Here is a 15,276-nt window from a genome sequence, read left to right on the forward strand (position 1 = left end):
CCTGCTAGACGAACCCCATCATGCGCGTTGCTGACTTTACTTTCGAGCTCCCTGATTCGCTGATTGCCCGCCATCCTTTGGCCGAGCGTCGCAATAGTCGTCTGTTGACCCTGGATGGGGTCAGCGGCGCCCTGGCACACCGTCAATTCACTGATTTGCTGGAGCATTTGCGCCCCGGCGATTTGATGGTGTTCAACAATACCCGGGTGATTCCGGCGCGGCTGTTTGGCCAGAAGGCTTCCGGCGGCAAGCTGGAAATCCTGGTGGAGCGGGTGCTCGACAGTCATCGCGTGCTGGCTCATGTGCGTTCCAGCAAGTCGCCCAAGCCGGGGTCGAAGATCCTCATCGACGGCGGTGGCGAGGCAGAGATGCTGGCGCGGCACGATGCGTTGTTCGAGCTGGGGTTTGCCGAGGAGGTGTTGCCGCTGCTCGACCGCGTCGGGCACATGCCGCTGCCTCCTTATATAGACCGCCCGGATGAAGGTGCCGACCGCGAGCGTTACCAGACCGTCTACGCCGAGCGTTTGGGCGCGGTGGCGGCGCCGACGGCAGGGCTGCATTTCGATCAGGTGCTGATGGAGGCGATTGCCGCCAAGGGCGTCGAGACGGCGTTCGTGACCCTGCACGTTGGCGCAGGGACGTTCCAGCCGGTGCGGGTCGAGAAGATCGAAGACCACCATATGCACAGCGAATGGCTGGAAGTCGGCCAGGACGTGGTCGATGCCGTTGTCGCCTGCCGCGCGCGCGGTGGTCGCGTGGTGGCCGTGGGGACCACCAGCGTGCGTTCGCTGGAAAGTGCTGCGCGCGATGGCGTGCTCAAGCCGTTCAGCGGCGATACAGACATTTTCATTTACCCTGGCCGGCCGTTTCATGTGGTCGATGCCCTGGTCACCAACTTCCATTTGCCCGAATCCACGCTGTTGATGCTGGTTTCGGCGTTCGCCGGTTATCCCGAGACCATGGCCGCCTACAAGGCCGCCGTCGATAACGGTTACCGCTTTTTCAGCTACGGTGATGCGATGTTCATCACGCGTAATCCTGCGCCGACTGCCCCTAAAGAATCGGGCCCAGAGGAAACAGTATGAGTCGCACCTGTCGTATGTCTTTCGAGCTGCTGGCCACTGATGGCAAGGCTCGTCGCGGTCGTTTGACCTTCCCGCGCGGTACCGTCGAGACCCCGGCCTTCATGCCGGTGGGCACCTACGGCACGGTCAAGGGCATGCTGCCACGGGATATCGAGGCGACTGGCGCTGAAATCATTCTGGGCAACACCTTCCACCTGTGGCTGCGCCCGGGCACGGAAGTGATCAAGAAGCACGGCGACCTGCACGATTTCATGCAGTGGAAAGGCCCGATTCTGACTGACTCCGGCGGTTTCCAGGTGTTCAGCCTGGGCGCCATGCGCAAGATCAAGGAGGAGGGCGTGACCTTCGCTTCCCCTGTCGACGGCGCCAAGGTGTTCATGGGCCCGGAAGAGTCGATGCAGGTCCAGCGTGACCTGGGCTCCGACATCGTGATGATTTTCGACGAATGCACGCCGTACCCGGCTGATGAAGACGTCGCCCGTATTTCCATGGAATTGTCGTTGCGTTGGGCCAAGCGTTCGAAAGAAGCCCATGGCGACAACACCGCGGCGCTGTTCGGCATCGTTCAGGGCGGCATGCACCAGGACCTGCGCATGCGCTCCCTGGAAGGCCTGGACAAGATCGGCTTCGATGGCCTGGCCATCGGCGGCCTGTCGGTGGGCGAGCCCAAGCACGAGATGATCAAGGTGCTGGATTACCTGCCGGGCATGATGCCGGCTGACAAACCTCGTTACCTTATGGGCGTTGGCAAACCGGAAGACTTGGTTGAGGGTGTGCGCCGCGGTGTGGACATGTTCGATTGCGTGATGCCAACCCGTAATGCCCGCAATGGGCATCTGTTCATCGATACCGGCGTGCTGAAGATCCGAAACGCGTTCCATCGCCATGATGATTCGCCGCTCGATCCGACCTGCGATTGCTATACCTGCCAGAACTTCTCCCGCGCTTATCTGCATCACCTGGACAAGTGCGGCGAAATGCTGGGAAGCATGCTCAATACCATCCATAACTTGCGTCATTATCAAGTGCTTATGGCTGGTTTGCGCGAGGCTATTCAACAGGGTACATTGGCCGCCTTTGTCGATGCCTTCTATGCCAAACGCGGGTTACCTGTTCCGCCTTTGGACTGAGTTTCCTGACCCCAAGATTCAACATTTGCAACTGGAGTGCTAAATGAGCTTTTTTATCTCTAATGCCATGGCAGACGCTGCAGCCCCTGCGGCAGCCCCTATGGGCGGCGGTTTCGAGTGGATTTTCCTGGTCGGCTTCCTGGTCATCTTCTACCTGATGATCTGGCGTCCACAGGCCAAGCGCGCCAAAGAGCAGAAAAACCTGCTGAGCAGCCTGCAGAAAGGCGACGAAGTTGTGACCACTGGCGGTATCGCCGGCAAGATCACTAAAGTGGCCGACGATTTCGTCGTTCTGGAAGTTTCCGACACCGTCGAAATGAAATTCCAGAAAGGCGCCATCGCCGCGACGCTGCCAAAAGGCACGCTCAAAGCGATCTAAGTTTCAACTTCATTTTCAATCGACGGGGCGCGCAAGGCGCCCCGCGTCATAAACGGGCGGCGTGATGCTGAACAAATATCCTCTGTGGAAATACATTCTGATCCTGGCGGTGCTGGCGGTCGGTCTGATTTATTCCGCTCCCAATCTTTATCCTGATGACCCGGCCATTCAGGTCAGCGGTGCAAGCACTGCGCTGCAGGTCAATCAGGCTGATCTGGATCGTGTGAGCGCTGCGCTCAAGGAATCCGGGATCAACGTCAAGGCTGCCACGCTGGCAGAGGGCGGCAAGGGCGGGCTGATTCGCCTGACCAGGGCTGAAGACCAGCTGCCGGCCAAGGACGTTGTACGCAAGGCGTTGGGTGATGACTACGTCGTTGCATTGAACCTGGCACAAACCACCCCGCAATGGCTGCGCAACCTCGCTGCGCACCCGATGAAGCTGGGTCTGGACTTGTCCGGTGGTGTGCACTTCCTGCTGGAAGTGGACATGGACAAAGCCCTCGATGCACGTCTGAAAGTCTACGAAGGCGATGTAAAGAGCCTGCTGCGTAAAGATAAGCTGCGCTATCGCAGCCTGCCGCAACTCAATGGTGCCATCCAGCTGGGCTTCGCTGATGAAGACAGCCGTGAACAGGCCCGTGTGCTGATCCGCAAGAACTTCAACGATTTCGACATTGTTCCGGCCGACCTCAATGGTCAACCGGTGCTGCGTCTGGCGATGACCCCGGCCAAGCTGGCGGAAATCCGCGAATACTCCATCAAGCAGAACTTGACCACGGTACGTAACCGCGTCAACGAGCTGGGTGTTGCCGAACCGATCGTCCAGCGCCAGGGCGCCAACCGCATCGTGGTTGAGCTGCCGGGCGTGCAGGACACCGCCGAAGCCAAGCGTATCCTCGGCAAGACGGCCAACCTCGAGTTCCGTCTGGCCGCTGAGCCGGGTGCTTCGAAAGCCACTTCCGAATCCTTCGAGTTCCGTGAAGGCGGCCGTCCTCCTGCGCTGATCGAGCGCGGCCTGATCATCACCGGTGACCAGGTGACTGACGCCAAGGCCGGCTTCGACGAGCACGGCAGGCCAGAAGTGAATATCCGTCTGGATGGCCACGGCGGCGAGCTGATGAGCCGTGCGACCCGTTCGAACGTTGGTCGCAGCATGGCGGTGATCTTCATCGAGCAGCGTCCGGTCACCACTTACACCAAGCAAGTGGTCAACGGCGTCGAGAAAGACGTGCCGGTCCAGAGCTTCAAGGAAGAGAAGAAGATCATCAGCCTGGCGACCATCCAGTCGCCGCTGGGTGCCCAGTTCCGTATTACCGGCCTGAACGGCCAGGGCGAGTCGTCCGAGCTGGCGCTGCTGCTGCGTGCCGGTGGTCTGGCTGCACCGATGTACTTTGCTGAAGAACGCACCATTGGTCCAAGCCTGGGTGCCGACAACATCACCAAGGGTATCGATGCGTCGCTGTGGGGCATGCTGTTCGTCTCGCTGTTCATCATGGCCATCTACCGCTTCTTCGGCCTCATCGCCACCGTCGCTCTGGCGGTGAACATGGTGATGCTGCTGGCGCTGATGTCGCTGCTGGGTGCAACGCTGACCCTGCCGGGCATCGCCGGTATCGTGTTGACCATGGGTATGGCGGTCGACGCCAACGTGCTGATCTTCTCGCGGATCCGTGAAGAGATCGCCGCCGGCATGACCGTGCAGCGCGCAATCAACGAAGGCTTCGGCCGGGCATTCACCGCGATTCTCGACGCCAACCTGACCACCTTGCTGGTCGGCGGCATCCTCTTTGCCATGGGCACCGGCCCGGTCAAGGGCTTCGCAGTGACCATGTCCCTCGGGATCTTTACCTCGATGTTCACGGCCATCATGGTGACCCGCGCGATGGTCAACCTGATCTTCGGCGGTCGTGACTTCAAGAAGTTGTGGATTTAAGGGGCTGCCATGTTACGTACAATCAACTTCATGGGCGTTCGCAACTTTGCGTTCGGCGTCACATTGTTCCTTACCGCACTGGCTTTGTTCAGTGTCTTCCACAAGGGCATGAACTGGGGCCTGGACTTCACCGGCGGTACGCTCATCGAGCTGACCTACGAGCGTCCGGCCGATGTCACCAAGGTGCGTGAGCAGTTGGTGACCGCGGGTTATCACGAAGCCATCGTGCAGAACTTCGGTGCAACCACCGATCTGCTGGTGCGCATGCCTGGCGAAGACCCGCAACTGGGTCACCAGGTCGCTGACGCCTTGCAGAAGGTCGGCGGCGAGAACCCGGCGTCGGTCAAGCGCGTCGAGTTCGTCGGCCCGCAGGTGGGTGAAGAGCTGCGCGACCAGGGCGGCCTCGGCATGCTGATGGCGCTGGGCGGCATCCTGATCTACCTGGCGTTCCGCTTTCAGTGGAAGTTTGCAGTCGGTGCGATCGTGTCCCTGATCCACGACGTGATCGTGACCATCGGTATCCTGTCGTTCTTCCAGATCACCTTCGACCTGACGGTGCTGGCGGCGGTACTGGCGATCATCGGTTACTCGCTCAACGATACCATCGTGGTATTCGACCGGGTTCGTGAGAACTTCCGTGTACTGCGCAAGGCCAGCCTGATCGAGAACATCAACATCTCGACCACGCAAACCCTGCTGCGGACCATGGCGACTTCGATCTCCACCTTGCTGGCGATCGCGGCCCTGCTGTTCTTCGGCGGCGACAACCTGTTCGGTTTCTCCATCGCCCTGTTCATCGGTGTGCTGGCGGGTACCTACTCGTCGATCTACATCGCGAACGTGGTGCTGATCTGGCTGAACCTGAGCACGGAAGACCTGATTCCTCCTGCCAATACCGAGAAGGAAGTCGACGACCGTCCTTGAGGGAAGCTTCTCTCTGCGATGTAGTCCAAAAAAGGCGCGAGTTGAACTCGCGCCTTTTTTTGTGCTCCAAGGCTGGGAGAAGCGCGGACATGTTCCGCATGTGATGGTCCAGGAGGTTCATGTGAACAAGTCGATGCTGGTTGGTGCTGTACTGGGTGCTGTCGGTGTGACTGCCGGGGGCGCTGTGGCCACCTACAGCCTGGTTAAAAGCGGTCCTGAGTTCGCACAAGTACTCGCCGTTGAGCCGGTCAAGACACAAATCAAGACTCCACGTGAAGTGTGCAAGGATGTAACGGTCACCCGGCAGGCGCCAGTGAAAGATCAACATCAGATCGCCGGTACGGTGGTCGGTGCATTGGCAGGTGGTTTGCTGGGTAACCAGGTCGGTGGCGGCACCGGCAAGAAGATCGCCACGGTCGCGGGTGCTGTCGGTGGCGGTTATGCCGGCAACAAGGTGCAGGAAGGCATGCAAGAGCGTGATACCTACACCACGACCCAGACCCGCTGTAACACGGTCAACGACATCAGTGACAAGGTTGTAGGTTACGACGTGCAGTATTCGCTGGACGGCAAGGAAGGCAAGGTGCGCATGGATCGTGATCCGGGCAACCAGATTCCGGTGGATAAGGAAGGCAAGTTGATCCTGTCGGAGAATCAGGTGGCTCATTGATCTGCTGAAACCGGATTCAAAAAGAAGCACCCTGCGGGGTGCTTTTTTTGTGCCCGGGATTTATGCAGCACCGCAACCCCATGTAGGAGCGAGCCTGCTCGCGAAAAACCGAAGGACGCCGCGTTTATCCAGAATTCCCGCGTTATCGTTGACGACCATCGCGAGCAGGCTCGCTCCTACATGGGGTTGTGGTGTTTTTGAGGGATGAATTACAGGCATAAAAAAAGCACCCCGCAGGGTGCTTTTTCTGTCGCGGGAAGCTTAGCGCTTCAGCGAGGCCGGCAGGTGCGGCTGGATCGCCGTCAAAACTGCCTTGAAGCATTTGGTGTTGCCGGCAACGACGTGGCCTTTCTCGAGGAAGTCGTGACCGCCGGTGAAGTCGCTCACCAAGCCGCCTGCTTCCTGGATCAGCAGGGCGCCAGCGGCCATGTCCCACTCGGACAGGCCCGACTCCCAGAAGGCGTCGAAACGGCCGGCAGCCACGTAGGCCAGGTCCAGGCTCGCGGAACCGGCGCGGCGGATGCCGGCAGTCTGGCCAACCAGGGCGCGGAACATGCCCAGGTAGTTGTCGAGGTTGTCCATCTGCTCGTCACGGAACGGGAAGCCGGTACCCAGCAGGGCGCCGTCCAGGCTGGTGCGACCGCTGACGCGCAGGCGACGACCGTTCAGTTGGGCGCCGCGACCACGGCTGGCGGTGAATTCTTCCTGGCGAACCGGGTCCAGAACAACAGCGTGCTCCAGGCGACCGCGGTATTTGCAGGCAATGCTGACAGCGAAGTGAGGAATGCCGCGCAGGAAGTTGGTGGTGCCGTCCAGCGGATCGATAATCCACAGGTACTCTTCGCCTTCGATGCCGGTGCCGGCGTGCATGCCGGTCTCTTCACCCAGGATCGAGTGATTCGGGTACGCCTTGCGCAGGGCGTCGATGATTTTCTGTTCGGCGGCGCGATCCACCTCGGATACGTAATCCTTGGCGTCTTTTTCGTCGACCTTGATGGTATCCAGGCGCTCGATGGAGCGGAAGATCAATTCACTGGCGCTGCGGGCGGCGCGCAGCGCGATATTCAGCATGGGCTGCATGGATGTGTCACCTAAGGTTGTTAAAGAAAGCCGGGCATTCTATCAGAAAGTTTCTACAGGAGAAGGACGACGTTCGCTTTCATGGCTTAACGGTAGCTTCAGCTGTAAGATTCCGCTCCCGATTATCGTGTTCGAGAGCGCCTCCCTTGCTGCATAACATTCGTGTCGTCCTGGTCAATACCAGCCATCCGGGCAATATCGGCGGGGCTGCGCGTGCCATGAAGAACATGGGCTTGTCGCGGCTGGTGCTGGTCGAGCCTCGTCAGTTTCCGCATCACGAAGCCGACGCCCGTGCTTCCGGTGCCGGTGACATCCTTGAAAACGCGCAAGTCGTCGCCACCTTGGAAGATGCCCTGGTCGGCTGCAATCTGGTGCTGGGTACCAGTGCCCGCGACCGGCGCATTCCCTGGCCGCTGCTCGATCCCCGCGAATGCGGAACGAAGGTGGTCGAGGAAGCCGGGCAGGGCGCGGAAATCGCCCTGGTGTTCGGTCGTGAAGATTCCGGCCTGACCAACGAAGAGCTGCAGCGATGTCATTATCACGTGCACATCCCATCCGACCCTGAGTTCAGTTCGCTGAACCTTGGGGCGGCGGTGCAGGTGTTGAGCTATGAAGTGCGCATGTCCTGGCTGGCCGCCCAAGGCCAGCCAAGCAAGGTCGAGAAGGAAGAGGTGGCTTCGGTCAAGAGCGCCGAGCTGGCGACTATGGACGAGCTTGAGCGATTCTATGAACACCTGGAGCAAACCCTGGTGGCCATCGAGTTCCTCGATCCGGAAAAACCGCGGCACTTGATGGCGCGCCTGCGCCGGTTGTACGGACGCAGCTCGGTCAGCCGGGCGGAAATGAATATTTTGCGTGGCATCCTCACGGAAACCCAGAAGGCGGCCCGTGGTGAGCTTCTAAAGCGGAAGGATTAATGATGTTTGAGCGTTTGCGTGAAGATATCCAGAGCGTATTCCATCGAGACCCGGCGGCGCGTAACGCTTTTGAAGTCCTGACCTGCTACCCCGGCATGCACGCCATCTGGATTCACCGTTTGTCGGCGATGCTGTGGCGCGCGGACCTGAAGTGGCTGGCGCGGCTGGTGTCGAACTTCGGTCGCTGGCTGACCGGGATCGAGATCCATCCGGGGGCCAAGGTCGGTCGACGTTTCTTCATCGACCATGGCATGGGCATCGTCATCGGTGAAACCGCGGAGATCGGCGACGACGTCACTATTTACCAGGGCGTGACCCTGGGTGGCACCAGCTGGAACAAGGGCAAGCGTCACCCGACCTTGGGTGACGGCGTAGTGGTCGGGGCGGGCGCGAAGGTGCTCGGCCCGTTCACTGTCGGTGCCGGCGCGAAAGTGGGTTCCAATGCTGTCGTGACCAAGGAAGTGCCTCCGGGGGCGACCGTGGTCGGGATTCCAGGGCGGATCATCGTCAAATCCGACGAAGAGCAGGATGCCAAGCGCAAGGCCATGGCCGAGAAGATTGGTTTTGATGCCTACGGCGTGACTGAAGACATGCCTGACCCGGTGGCTCGGGCCATCAACCAGTTGCTCGACCACCTGCAGGCGGTCGATGGGCGTCTGGAGGGGATGTGCGGGGCGTTGAAGGATCTGGGCAGTAATTACTGTGCGAAAGATCTGCCTGAACTGCGCGAAGAGGATTTCGCCTGTGTGAAGGATAAGGATCAGAGTCAGGCCAGCTGACGCCTTTGTGTAGGAACTGCCGCAGGCTGCGATCTTTTAAGGTCGAGATCAAAAGATCGCAGCCTTCGGCGGCTCCTACCGGGATCGGGGGTCGTATTTGGGTATTGGCGCTGCGCTAAGCGGTGTGCCATTAAGCCGCAGACCCTGCTATGATGCGCCCGCTCTTTGCGGGTAATCCTGACTAAAGTACTAGGTCTTATAGTTGACTTAAATACTCGGGAATTGCATACTCGCCTCATTCCGAACTCCGTGGTAATTGTCCATGCGACTGACTACAAAAGGCCGATACGCCGTGACCGCCATGCTTGACCTGGCGTTGCACGCGCAGCACGGGCCCGTGTCCCTGGCCGATATCTCCGAGCGCCAAGGCATCTCCCTGTCCTACCTCGAACAGCTTTTTGCCAAATTGCGCCGCAGCAATCTGGTGTCCAGCGTGCGTGGTCCGGGCGGTGGCTACCAATTGTCCCGCGACATGCAGGGCATCCAGGTCGCCCAGGTGATCGATGCGGTGAACGAATCGGTCGATGCCACCAAATGCCAGGGGCAGGGTGATTGCCATCAAGGCGACACCTGTCTGACCCACCACTTGTGGTGCGACCTGAGCCTGCAGATTCACGAATTTCTGAGCGGTATCAGCTTGGCTGACCTTGTGACTCGCCGTGAGGTGCAAGAAGTAGCCCAGCGTCAGGACCAGCGCCGTTGCAACAGCAAGGTGCCACGCCTGGACAAGATTGAAGCGTCCGCCGTCGAATGACAGCCAAAGAGCTAGCGGCACGCCAGCCAGCCTGATTTAGGAGATAGTCCATGAAATTGCCGATTTACCTTGATTACTCTGCGACCACCCCGGTTGATCCGCGTGTCGCGCAAAAGATGAGTGAATGCCTGCTGGTCGACGGAAACTTCGGTAACCCGGCGTCCCGTTCCCACGTGTTCGGATGGAAAGCTGAAGAGTCCGTTGAAAACGCCCGTCGTCAGGTGGCCGACCTGGTCAATGCCGACCCGCGTGAAATCGTCTGGACCTCCGGTGCCACCGAATCCGACAACCTGGCAATCAAGGGTGCGGCACATTTCTACGCCACCAAAGGCAAGCACCTGATCACCACCAAGATCGAGCACAAGGCTGTCCTGGACACCATGCGCCAACTGGAGCGTGAAGGTTTCGAAGTGACCTACATCGAGCCTCGCACCGATGGCCTGGTTACTCCAGAGATGATCGAAGCCGAACTGCGCGACGACACCATCCTGGTGTCGGTCATGCACGTGAACAACGAAATCGGCACCATCAACGACATTGCGGCGATCGGCGAACTGCTCCGTTCCAAGGGCATCCTGTTCCACGTCGACGCCGCTCAGTCCACCGGCAAGGTCGAGATCGACCTGCAGAAGCTGAAAGTCGACATGATGTCGTTCTCCGCCCACAAGACCTACGGTCCTAAAGGTATCGGCGCCCTGTACGTAAGCCGCAAGCCGCGCGTACGTATCGAAGCGACCATGCACGGTGGCGGCCACGAACGCGGCATGCGTTCCGGCACCCTGGCGACCCACCAGATCGTTGGCATGGGTGAAGCTTTCCGCGTAGCCAAGGAAGACATGGCTGCCGAAAACGCACGCATCAAGGCTCTGAGCGACCGTTTCTACAAGCAGGTCGAGCACTTGGAAGAGCTGTACGTCAACGGCAGCCTGACCGCCCGCGTTCCGCACAACCTGAACCTGAGCTTCAACTACGTTGAAGGCGAGTCGCTGATCATGGCGCTCAAGGATCTGGCGGTTTCGTCCGGTTCGGCCTGCACCTCGGCATCCCTTGAGCCTTCGTACGTACTGCGCGCCCTGGGCCGCAACGACGAACTGGCTCACAGCTCGATCCGCTTCACCTTCGGCCGTTTCACCACCGAAGAAGAAATCGACTACGCCGCGCAGAAAGTCTGCGAGGCCGTAACCAAGCTGCGCGCTCTGTCGCCGCTGTGGGACATGTACAAAGACGGCGTCGATATCTCGAAGATCGAGTGGGCGGCACACTAACTATAGAAGCCGCCGGATACAGGTCCTGTAGCAGCGCGGCGGTAAATGCAGCGCAACTACAGGGTCTCAAGAGCGGCCCTGATGAGTGAGGATTGAGAATCATGGCTTACAGCGAAAAGGTCATCGACCACTACGAAAACCCGCGCAACGTCGGCAAGATGGACGCGGAAGATCCTGATGTCGGCACCGGCATGGTCGGCGCTCCGGCGTGCGGCGACGTGATGCGCTTGCAGATCAAGGTCAACGACGCCGGCATCATCGAAGATGCCAAGTTCAAGACCTACGGCTGCGGTTCGGCTATCGCGTCCAGCTCCCTCGCCACCGAGTGGATGAAGGGCAAGACCCTGGACGAAGCGGAAACCATCAAGAACACTCAGCTGGCTGAAGAACTGGCCCTGCCGCCAGTGAAAATCCACTGCTCGGTACTCGCTGAAGACGCCATCAAGGCGGCTGTTCGCGACTACAAGCAGAAGAAAGGCTTGATCTAAGCATTTGGCGACGAGTAAGGAGTCAACGATGGCTATCAGCATGACAGAAGCGGCGGCCAAGCACGTGCGGCGCTCCCTCGACGGGCGCGGCAAGGGTGAAGGGATTCGTCTGGGTGTCCGCACCACGGGCTGTTCCGGCCTTGCCTACGTGCTGGAGTTTGTCGACGAGGTGGTTGCTGAGGACCAGGTGTTCGAAAGTCACGGCGAAAAAGTGATTATCGACCCGAAAAGCCTGGCCTACCTGGACGGCACCGAGCTCGATTTCGTCAAGGAAGGGTTGAACGAAGGCTTCAAGTTCAACAACCCCAACGTGCGCGGTGAATGTGGCTGCGGCGAAAGCTTCAACATCTGAGGCTTGTCGTGGGTACTCCTTGTCATTTCGCTTTATTCGAGCTGCAACCGAGTTTCGATCTGGATCTCGATCAGCTGGCTACGCGCTACCGTGAGTTGGCGCGCGGCGTTCATCCGGACCGCTTTGCAGACGCTTCCGAGCGCGAGCAGCGGCTGGCGCTGGAGCAATCCGCGAGCCTCAACGAGGCCTACCAGACGCTCAAGAGTCCACCCAAGCGCGCGCGTTACCTGCTCGCCTTGAATGGTGGCGAGCTGCCGCTGGAGGTCACGGTGCATGATCCGGAGTTCCTTCTGCAGCAGATGGAGCTGCGTGAAGAGCTCGAAGACCTGCAGGACAGTGCCGATCTCAATGGCGTTGCCGTCTTCAAGCGTCGCCTGAAGGCTGCCCAGGATGAACTGAACCAAAGCTTCGCAGCTTGTTGGAACGATGCCGCGCAACGTGAACGGGCCGAACGCCTGATGCGGCGCATGCAGTTCCTCGACAAGCTCACCTACGAAGTGCGCCAGTTAGAAGAGCGCCTCGACGATTAACCCAGTGCCGCTCCGGTCGCACGCCTGATATACAGATAAGTCCTGATAACGATGGCCCTACTGCAGATCGCCGAACCCGGCCAAAGTCCTCAACCGCACCAGCGTCGTCTGGCTGTGGGGATCGACTTGGGCACTACCAATTCGCTGGTCGCTGCATTGCGCAGTGGACTTTCCGAGCCTCTGGCTGACGCGCAAGGGCGGGTCATCCTGCCGTCTGCCGTGCGCTATCACGCCGATCGCGTCGAGGTTGGCGAATCCGCCAAGCTGGCTGCCGCCACCGATCCCTTGAATACCGTGCTGTCGGTCAAGCGCTTGATGGGGCGTGGTCTGTCCGACGTCAAGCAGCTGGGCGAGCAACTGCCCTACCGCTTTGTCGGCGGCGAGTCGCACATGCCGTTCATCGACACGATCCAGGGCCCGAAAAGCCCGGTCGAAGTGTCCGCCGATATCCTCAAGGTCCTGCGCCAGCGCGCCGAAGCGACCCTGGGCGGTGAGCTGGTGGGGGCGGTGATCACCGTTCCGGCCTATTTCGATGACGCTCAACGTCAAGCCACCAAGGATGCGGCCAAGCTGGCCGGCCTGAATGTGCTGCGCTTGCTCAATGAGCCGACCGCAGCCGCTGTGGCCTATGGTCTGGATCAGCATGCCGAAGGCCTGGTCGCCATTTACGACCTGGGCGGCGGTACCTTCGATATTTCGATTCTGCGTCTGACCGGCGGTGTCTTCGAGGTCCTGGCCACCGGCGGCGACAGCGCCCTGGGCGGCGATGACTTCGACCACGCAATCGCTGGCTGGATCATCGAGAGCGCCGGTCTGTCCGCCGACCTCGATCCAGGTGCGCAGCGCAACCTGCTGCAAACCGCCTGTGCCGCCAAGGAAGCCCTGACCAATGCGGCGGCCGTTGAAGTTGCCTATGGCGACTGGAAAGCCGAGCTGACCCGTGAAGCCTTCAATGCGCTGATCGAACCGATGGTCGCGCGCAGCCTCAAAGCCTGTCGTCGTGCGGTACGGGATTCCGGTATCGAGCTGGAAGACGTGCACGCCGTGGTCATGGTCGGTGGTTCGACTCGCGTACCCCGCGTTCGTGAAGCCGTTGCCGAAGCGTTCGGTCGCGAGCCGCTGACTGAAATCGACCCGGATCAAGTGGTCGCCATCGGTGCTGCGATCCAGGCCGATACCCTGGCCGGTAACAAGCGCGATGGTGGCGAACTGCTGCTGCTCGACGTGATTCCGCTGTCCCTGGGTCTGGAAACCATGGGCGGCCTGATGGAGAAGGTGATTCCGCGCAACACCACGATCCCCGTCGCTCGCGCTCAGGACTTTACCACCTATAAAGATGGCCAGTCGGCCATGGCGATCCACGTGTTGCAGGGCGAGCGCGAGCTGATCAGCGACTGCCGCTCCCTGGCGCGCTTCGAACTGCGCGGTATCCCGGCAATGGTGGCGGGTGCGGCGAAGATTCGCGTGACCTTCCAGGTCGACGCCGACGGTCTGCTCAGTGTTTCCGCTCGCGAACTGGGTTCGGGCGTCGAAGCCAGTATTCAGGTCAAGCCGTCCTACGGCCTGACCGACGGCGAAATCGCCAAAATGCTCAAGGACTCGTTCCAGCACGCCAATGACGACAAGGTTGCCCGTGTACTGCGCGAGCAGCAGGTCGACGCCCAGCGCCTGATCGAAGCCGTGCAGGCCGCTCTGGAGGCTGATGGCGAGCGTTTGCTCGACGCCGAAGAGCGCCTGGTCATCGACCTGCAGGTGCAGGAACTGACCGAACTGATGAAAGGTACCGATGGTTACGCCATCGAGCAGCAGACCAAGCGTCTGTCGCAAGTGACCGACGCCTTTGCTGCCCGCCGCCTGGACTCGACGGTGAAAGCCGCGCTGGCGGGGCGCAACCTGAATGAGATTGAGGAATAACGATGCCGCAGGTCATTTTTCTGCCACACGAGAAGTTTTGCCCCGAAGGCATGGTTGTTGAGGCTGAGACGGGGGTTTCCATCCTCGAGCTGGCCCATGAGCACCACATCGAGATGGAAAGCGCCTGTGGCGGCGTGTGTGCCTGCACCACCTGCCACTGCATCATCCGTGAGGGTTTCGACTCGCTGGAAGAGGCCGACGAGCTGGAAGAAGACTACCTTGATAAGGCCTGGGGCCTTGAGCGCGAGTCCCGCCTGGGGTGCCAGGCCAAGGTCGGTACCGAAGACCTGACGGTCGAAATTCCGAAGTACTCGCTCAACCACGCCGCCGAAGCGCCGCACTGATTCAAGGAATTGTCATGAAACTCAAGTGGACTGATGTGCTGGAGATCGCGATCCAGCTGGCTGAAAGCAAGCCCGACGTGGACCCTATGTCGGTCAACTTCGTCGATTTGCGCAAATGGGTAATGGAATTACCCGATTTCGACGACATGCCTGAGCATTGTGGCGAAAAGATCCTGGAGGCCATTCAGGCCCACTGGATCGAAGAACGCGACTGAGCCACGCCGCAGGTTAGGCAATACCCGAGAACCCGCGTATAATTCGCGGGTTTAATTTTTCGTAAATTACCGTTTCTGGAGTTACACCATGGCTGTTCAACGTACTTTCTCCATCATCAAGCCTGACGCCGTTGCTAAAAACGTGATCGGCGAGATCACCACTCGTTTCGAAAAAGCCGGCCTGCGCGTTGTAGCTTCGAAACTGAAGCAACTGTCCAAAGCTGAAGCCGAAGGCTTCTACGCTGAGCACAGCGCACGTGGTTTCTTCAACGACCTGGTTGCTTTCATGATCTCCGGTCCGGTTGTCGTTCAGGTTCTGGAAGGCGAAAACGCTATCGCTCTGAACCGTGAGCTGATGGGCGCTACCAACCCTAAAGAAGCTGCTGCCGGCACCATCCGTGCTGACTTCGCTGACTCCATCGACGCCAACGCCGTACACGGTTCGGACTCCGAAGCCGCTGCCGCTCGCGAAATCTCGTACTTCTTCGCAGCTACTGAAGTAACCACTCGCTAAGCA

The 15,276-nt window shown here is 59.8% G+C and carries 18 protein-coding genes; 17 read left to right on the forward strand and 1 reads right to left on the reverse strand.

Annotation, left to right across the window (positions count from 1 at the left end; translation table 11 throughout):
• Positions 1-20: 20 nt before the first annotated feature.
• The 6 genes from queA (at position 21) to KW841_RS12165 (ending at position 6,121) form a co-directional block, all read left to right on the forward strand.
• Entirely contained in the window at positions 21-1,085 is a 1,065-nt protein-coding gene (gene queA / locus KW841_RS12140; RefSeq protein WP_218476257.1) for a tRNA preQ1(34) S-adenosylmethionine ribosyltransferase-isomerase QueA, read from the forward strand.
• Positions 1,086-1,099: 14 nt separating this feature from the next.
• On the forward strand, positions 1,100-2,215 hold the full coding sequence (tgt, locus tag KW841_RS12145) for a tRNA guanosine(34) transglycosylase Tgt (RefSeq protein WP_162130301.1): 1,116 nt from the start codon (positions 1,100-1,102) through the stop codon (positions 2,213-2,215).
• Between the two features lie 43 nt (positions 2,216-2,258).
• Positions 2,259-2,594 carry a preprotein translocase subunit YajC gene (yajC, locus tag KW841_RS12150; RefSeq protein ID WP_007956696.1) on the forward strand — a complete coding sequence of 112 codons (336 nt, stop codon included), beginning with the start codon at positions 2,259-2,261 and terminating at the stop codon, positions 2,592-2,594.
• Positions 2,595-2,658: 64 nt separating this feature from the next.
• Positions 2,659-4,527, forward strand: coding sequence for a protein translocase subunit SecD (gene secD, locus KW841_RS12155; RefSeq protein WP_218476259.1), 1,869 nt, complete (start codon positions 2,659-2,661; stop codon positions 4,525-4,527).
• A gap of 9 nt (positions 4,528-4,536) precedes the next feature.
• On the forward strand, positions 4,537-5,451 hold the full coding sequence (gene secF / locus KW841_RS12160; RefSeq protein WP_218476261.1) for a protein translocase subunit SecF: 915 nt from the start codon (positions 4,537-4,539) through the stop codon (positions 5,449-5,451).
• A gap of 121 nt (positions 5,452-5,572) precedes the next feature.
• Positions 5,573-6,121, forward strand: coding sequence for a glycine zipper 2TM domain-containing protein (locus KW841_RS12165; protein ID WP_218476263.1), 549 nt, complete (start codon positions 5,573-5,575; stop codon positions 6,119-6,121).
• A 261-nt stretch (positions 6,122-6,382) separates the two neighbouring features.
• Here the strand turns inward: KW841_RS12165 and suhB are convergent, their stop codons facing one another.
• Complete coding sequence (suhB, locus tag KW841_RS12170) at positions 6,383-7,201, reverse strand: inositol-phosphate phosphatase (protein WP_007974015.1); 819 nt, start codon at positions 7,199-7,201, stop codon at positions 6,383-6,385.
• A gap of 146 nt (positions 7,202-7,347) precedes the next feature.
• Here suhB and trmJ point away from each other — a divergent pair, with 146 nt between their 5' ends.
• The 11 genes from trmJ (at position 7,348) to ndk (ending at position 15,273) form a co-directional block, all read left to right on the forward strand.
• Positions 7,348-8,118 carry a tRNA (cytosine(32)/uridine(32)-2'-O)-methyltransferase TrmJ gene (gene trmJ, locus KW841_RS12175; protein ID WP_007974014.1) on the forward strand — a complete coding sequence of 257 codons (771 nt, stop codon included), beginning with the start codon at positions 7,348-7,350 and terminating at the stop codon, positions 8,116-8,118.
• 2 nt (positions 8,119-8,120) lie between these two features.
• Positions 8,121-8,897, forward strand: a complete 777-nt coding sequence (gene cysE, locus KW841_RS12180; protein ID WP_007982740.1) for a serine O-acetyltransferase — start codon at positions 8,121-8,123, stop codon at positions 8,895-8,897.
• Between the two features lie 262 nt (positions 8,898-9,159).
• Positions 9,160-9,651: a Fe-S cluster assembly transcriptional regulator IscR gene (iscR, locus tag KW841_RS12185; RefSeq protein ID WP_007974010.1), complete on the forward strand. Its 492-nt coding sequence runs from the start codon at positions 9,160-9,162 to the stop codon at positions 9,649-9,651.
• Between the two features lie 50 nt (positions 9,652-9,701).
• Positions 9,702-10,916 carry an IscS subfamily cysteine desulfurase gene (locus KW841_RS12190; protein ID WP_007974008.1) on the forward strand — a complete coding sequence of 405 codons (1,215 nt, stop codon included), beginning with the start codon at positions 9,702-9,704 and terminating at the stop codon, positions 10,914-10,916.
• A gap of 101 nt (positions 10,917-11,017) precedes the next feature.
• Positions 11,018-11,404: a Fe-S cluster assembly scaffold IscU gene (gene iscU, locus KW841_RS12195; protein WP_007974006.1), complete on the forward strand. Its 387-nt coding sequence runs from the start codon at positions 11,018-11,020 to the stop codon at positions 11,402-11,404.
• A gap of 28 nt (positions 11,405-11,432) precedes the next feature.
• Positions 11,433-11,756 (forward strand): iron-sulfur cluster assembly protein IscA, encoded by a 324-nt coding sequence (gene iscA / locus KW841_RS12200; protein ID WP_007974004.1) that lies wholly within the window; start codon positions 11,433-11,435, stop codon positions 11,754-11,756.
• Positions 11,757-11,764: 8 nt separating this feature from the next.
• Positions 11,765-12,286, forward strand: coding sequence for a co-chaperone HscB (gene hscB / locus KW841_RS12205; protein WP_007974002.1), 522 nt, complete (start codon positions 11,765-11,767; stop codon positions 12,284-12,286).
• A 51-nt stretch (positions 12,287-12,337) separates the two neighbouring features.
• Entirely contained in the window at positions 12,338-14,200 is a 1,863-nt protein-coding gene (gene hscA, locus KW841_RS12210) for a Fe-S protein assembly chaperone HscA (RefSeq protein WP_218476265.1), read from the forward strand.
• Positions 14,201-14,202: 2 nt separating this feature from the next.
• The gene (gene fdx, locus KW841_RS12215; protein WP_015093626.1) at positions 14,203-14,544 is read left to right on the forward strand and encodes an ISC system 2Fe-2S type ferredoxin; all 342 of its coding nucleotides are present in this window, start codon (positions 14,203-14,205) and stop codon (positions 14,542-14,544) included.
• Between the two features lie 14 nt (positions 14,545-14,558).
• The gene (gene iscX, locus KW841_RS12220) at positions 14,559-14,759 is read left to right on the forward strand and encodes a Fe-S cluster assembly protein IscX (RefSeq protein ID WP_007973999.1); all 201 of its coding nucleotides are present in this window, start codon (positions 14,559-14,561) and stop codon (positions 14,757-14,759) included.
• Positions 14,760-14,847: 88 nt separating this feature from the next.
• A complete protein-coding gene (gene ndk / locus KW841_RS12225; RefSeq protein WP_007903599.1) occupies positions 14,848-15,273 on the forward strand; it encodes a nucleoside-diphosphate kinase in 426 nt (141 codons plus the stop codon).
• Positions 15,274-15,276: the final 3 nt, after the last annotated feature.

The sequence above is a fragment of the Pseudomonas sp. PDM28 genome (assembly GCF_019219115.1).
GTDB classification, from domain to species: Bacteria; Pseudomonadota; Gammaproteobacteria; order Pseudomonadales; family Pseudomonadaceae; genus Aquipseudomonas; species Aquipseudomonas laurylsulfatiphila.

Excerpts from the sequence above, each read along its gene's own strand:
- secF (WP_218476261.1), top strand. The coding sequence starts at position 4,537 with ATGTTACGTACAATCAACTTCATGGGCGTTCGCAACTTTGCGTTCGGC.
- iscR (WP_007974010.1), top strand. The coding sequence starts at position 9,160 with ATGCGACTGACTACAAAAGGCCGATACGCCGTGACCGCCATGCTTGAC.
- secD (WP_218476259.1), top strand. The coding sequence starts at position 2,659 with ATGCTGAACAAATATCCTCTGTGGAAATACATTCTGATCCTGGCGGTG.
- iscU (WP_007974006.1), top strand. The coding sequence starts at position 11,018 with ATGGCTTACAGCGAAAAGGTCATCGACCACTACGAAAACCCGCGCAAC.
- yajC (WP_007956696.1), top strand. The coding sequence starts at position 2,259 with ATGAGCTTTTTTATCTCTAATGCCATGGCAGACGCTGCAGCCCCTGCG.
- suhB (WP_007974015.1), bottom strand. The coding sequence starts at position 7,201 with ATGCAGCCCATGCTGAATATCGCGCTGCGCGCCGCCCGCAGCGCCAGT.
- tgt (WP_162130301.1), top strand. The coding sequence starts at position 1,100 with ATGTCTTTCGAGCTGCTGGCCACTGATGGCAAGGCTCGTCGCGGTCGT.
- iscA (WP_007974004.1), top strand. The coding sequence starts at position 11,433 with ATGGCTATCAGCATGACAGAAGCGGCGGCCAAGCACGTGCGGCGCTCC.
- hscA (WP_218476265.1), top strand. The coding sequence starts at position 12,338 with ATGGCCCTACTGCAGATCGCCGAACCCGGCCAAAGTCCTCAACCGCAC.
- fdx (WP_015093626.1), top strand. The coding sequence starts at position 14,203 with ATGCCGCAGGTCATTTTTCTGCCACACGAGAAGTTTTGCCCCGAAGGC.
- queA (WP_218476257.1), top strand. The coding sequence starts at position 21 with ATGCGCGTTGCTGACTTTACTTTCGAGCTCCCTGATTCGCTGATTGCC.
- ndk (WP_007903599.1), top strand. The coding sequence starts at position 14,848 with ATGGCTGTTCAACGTACTTTCTCCATCATCAAGCCTGACGCCGTTGCT.
- iscX (WP_007973999.1), top strand. The coding sequence starts at position 14,559 with ATGAAACTCAAGTGGACTGATGTGCTGGAGATCGCGATCCAGCTGGCT.
- KW841_RS12190 (WP_007974008.1), top strand. The coding sequence starts at position 9,702 with ATGAAATTGCCGATTTACCTTGATTACTCTGCGACCACCCCGGTTGAT.
- cysE (WP_007982740.1), top strand. The coding sequence starts at position 8,121 with ATGTTTGAGCGTTTGCGTGAAGATATCCAGAGCGTATTCCATCGAGAC.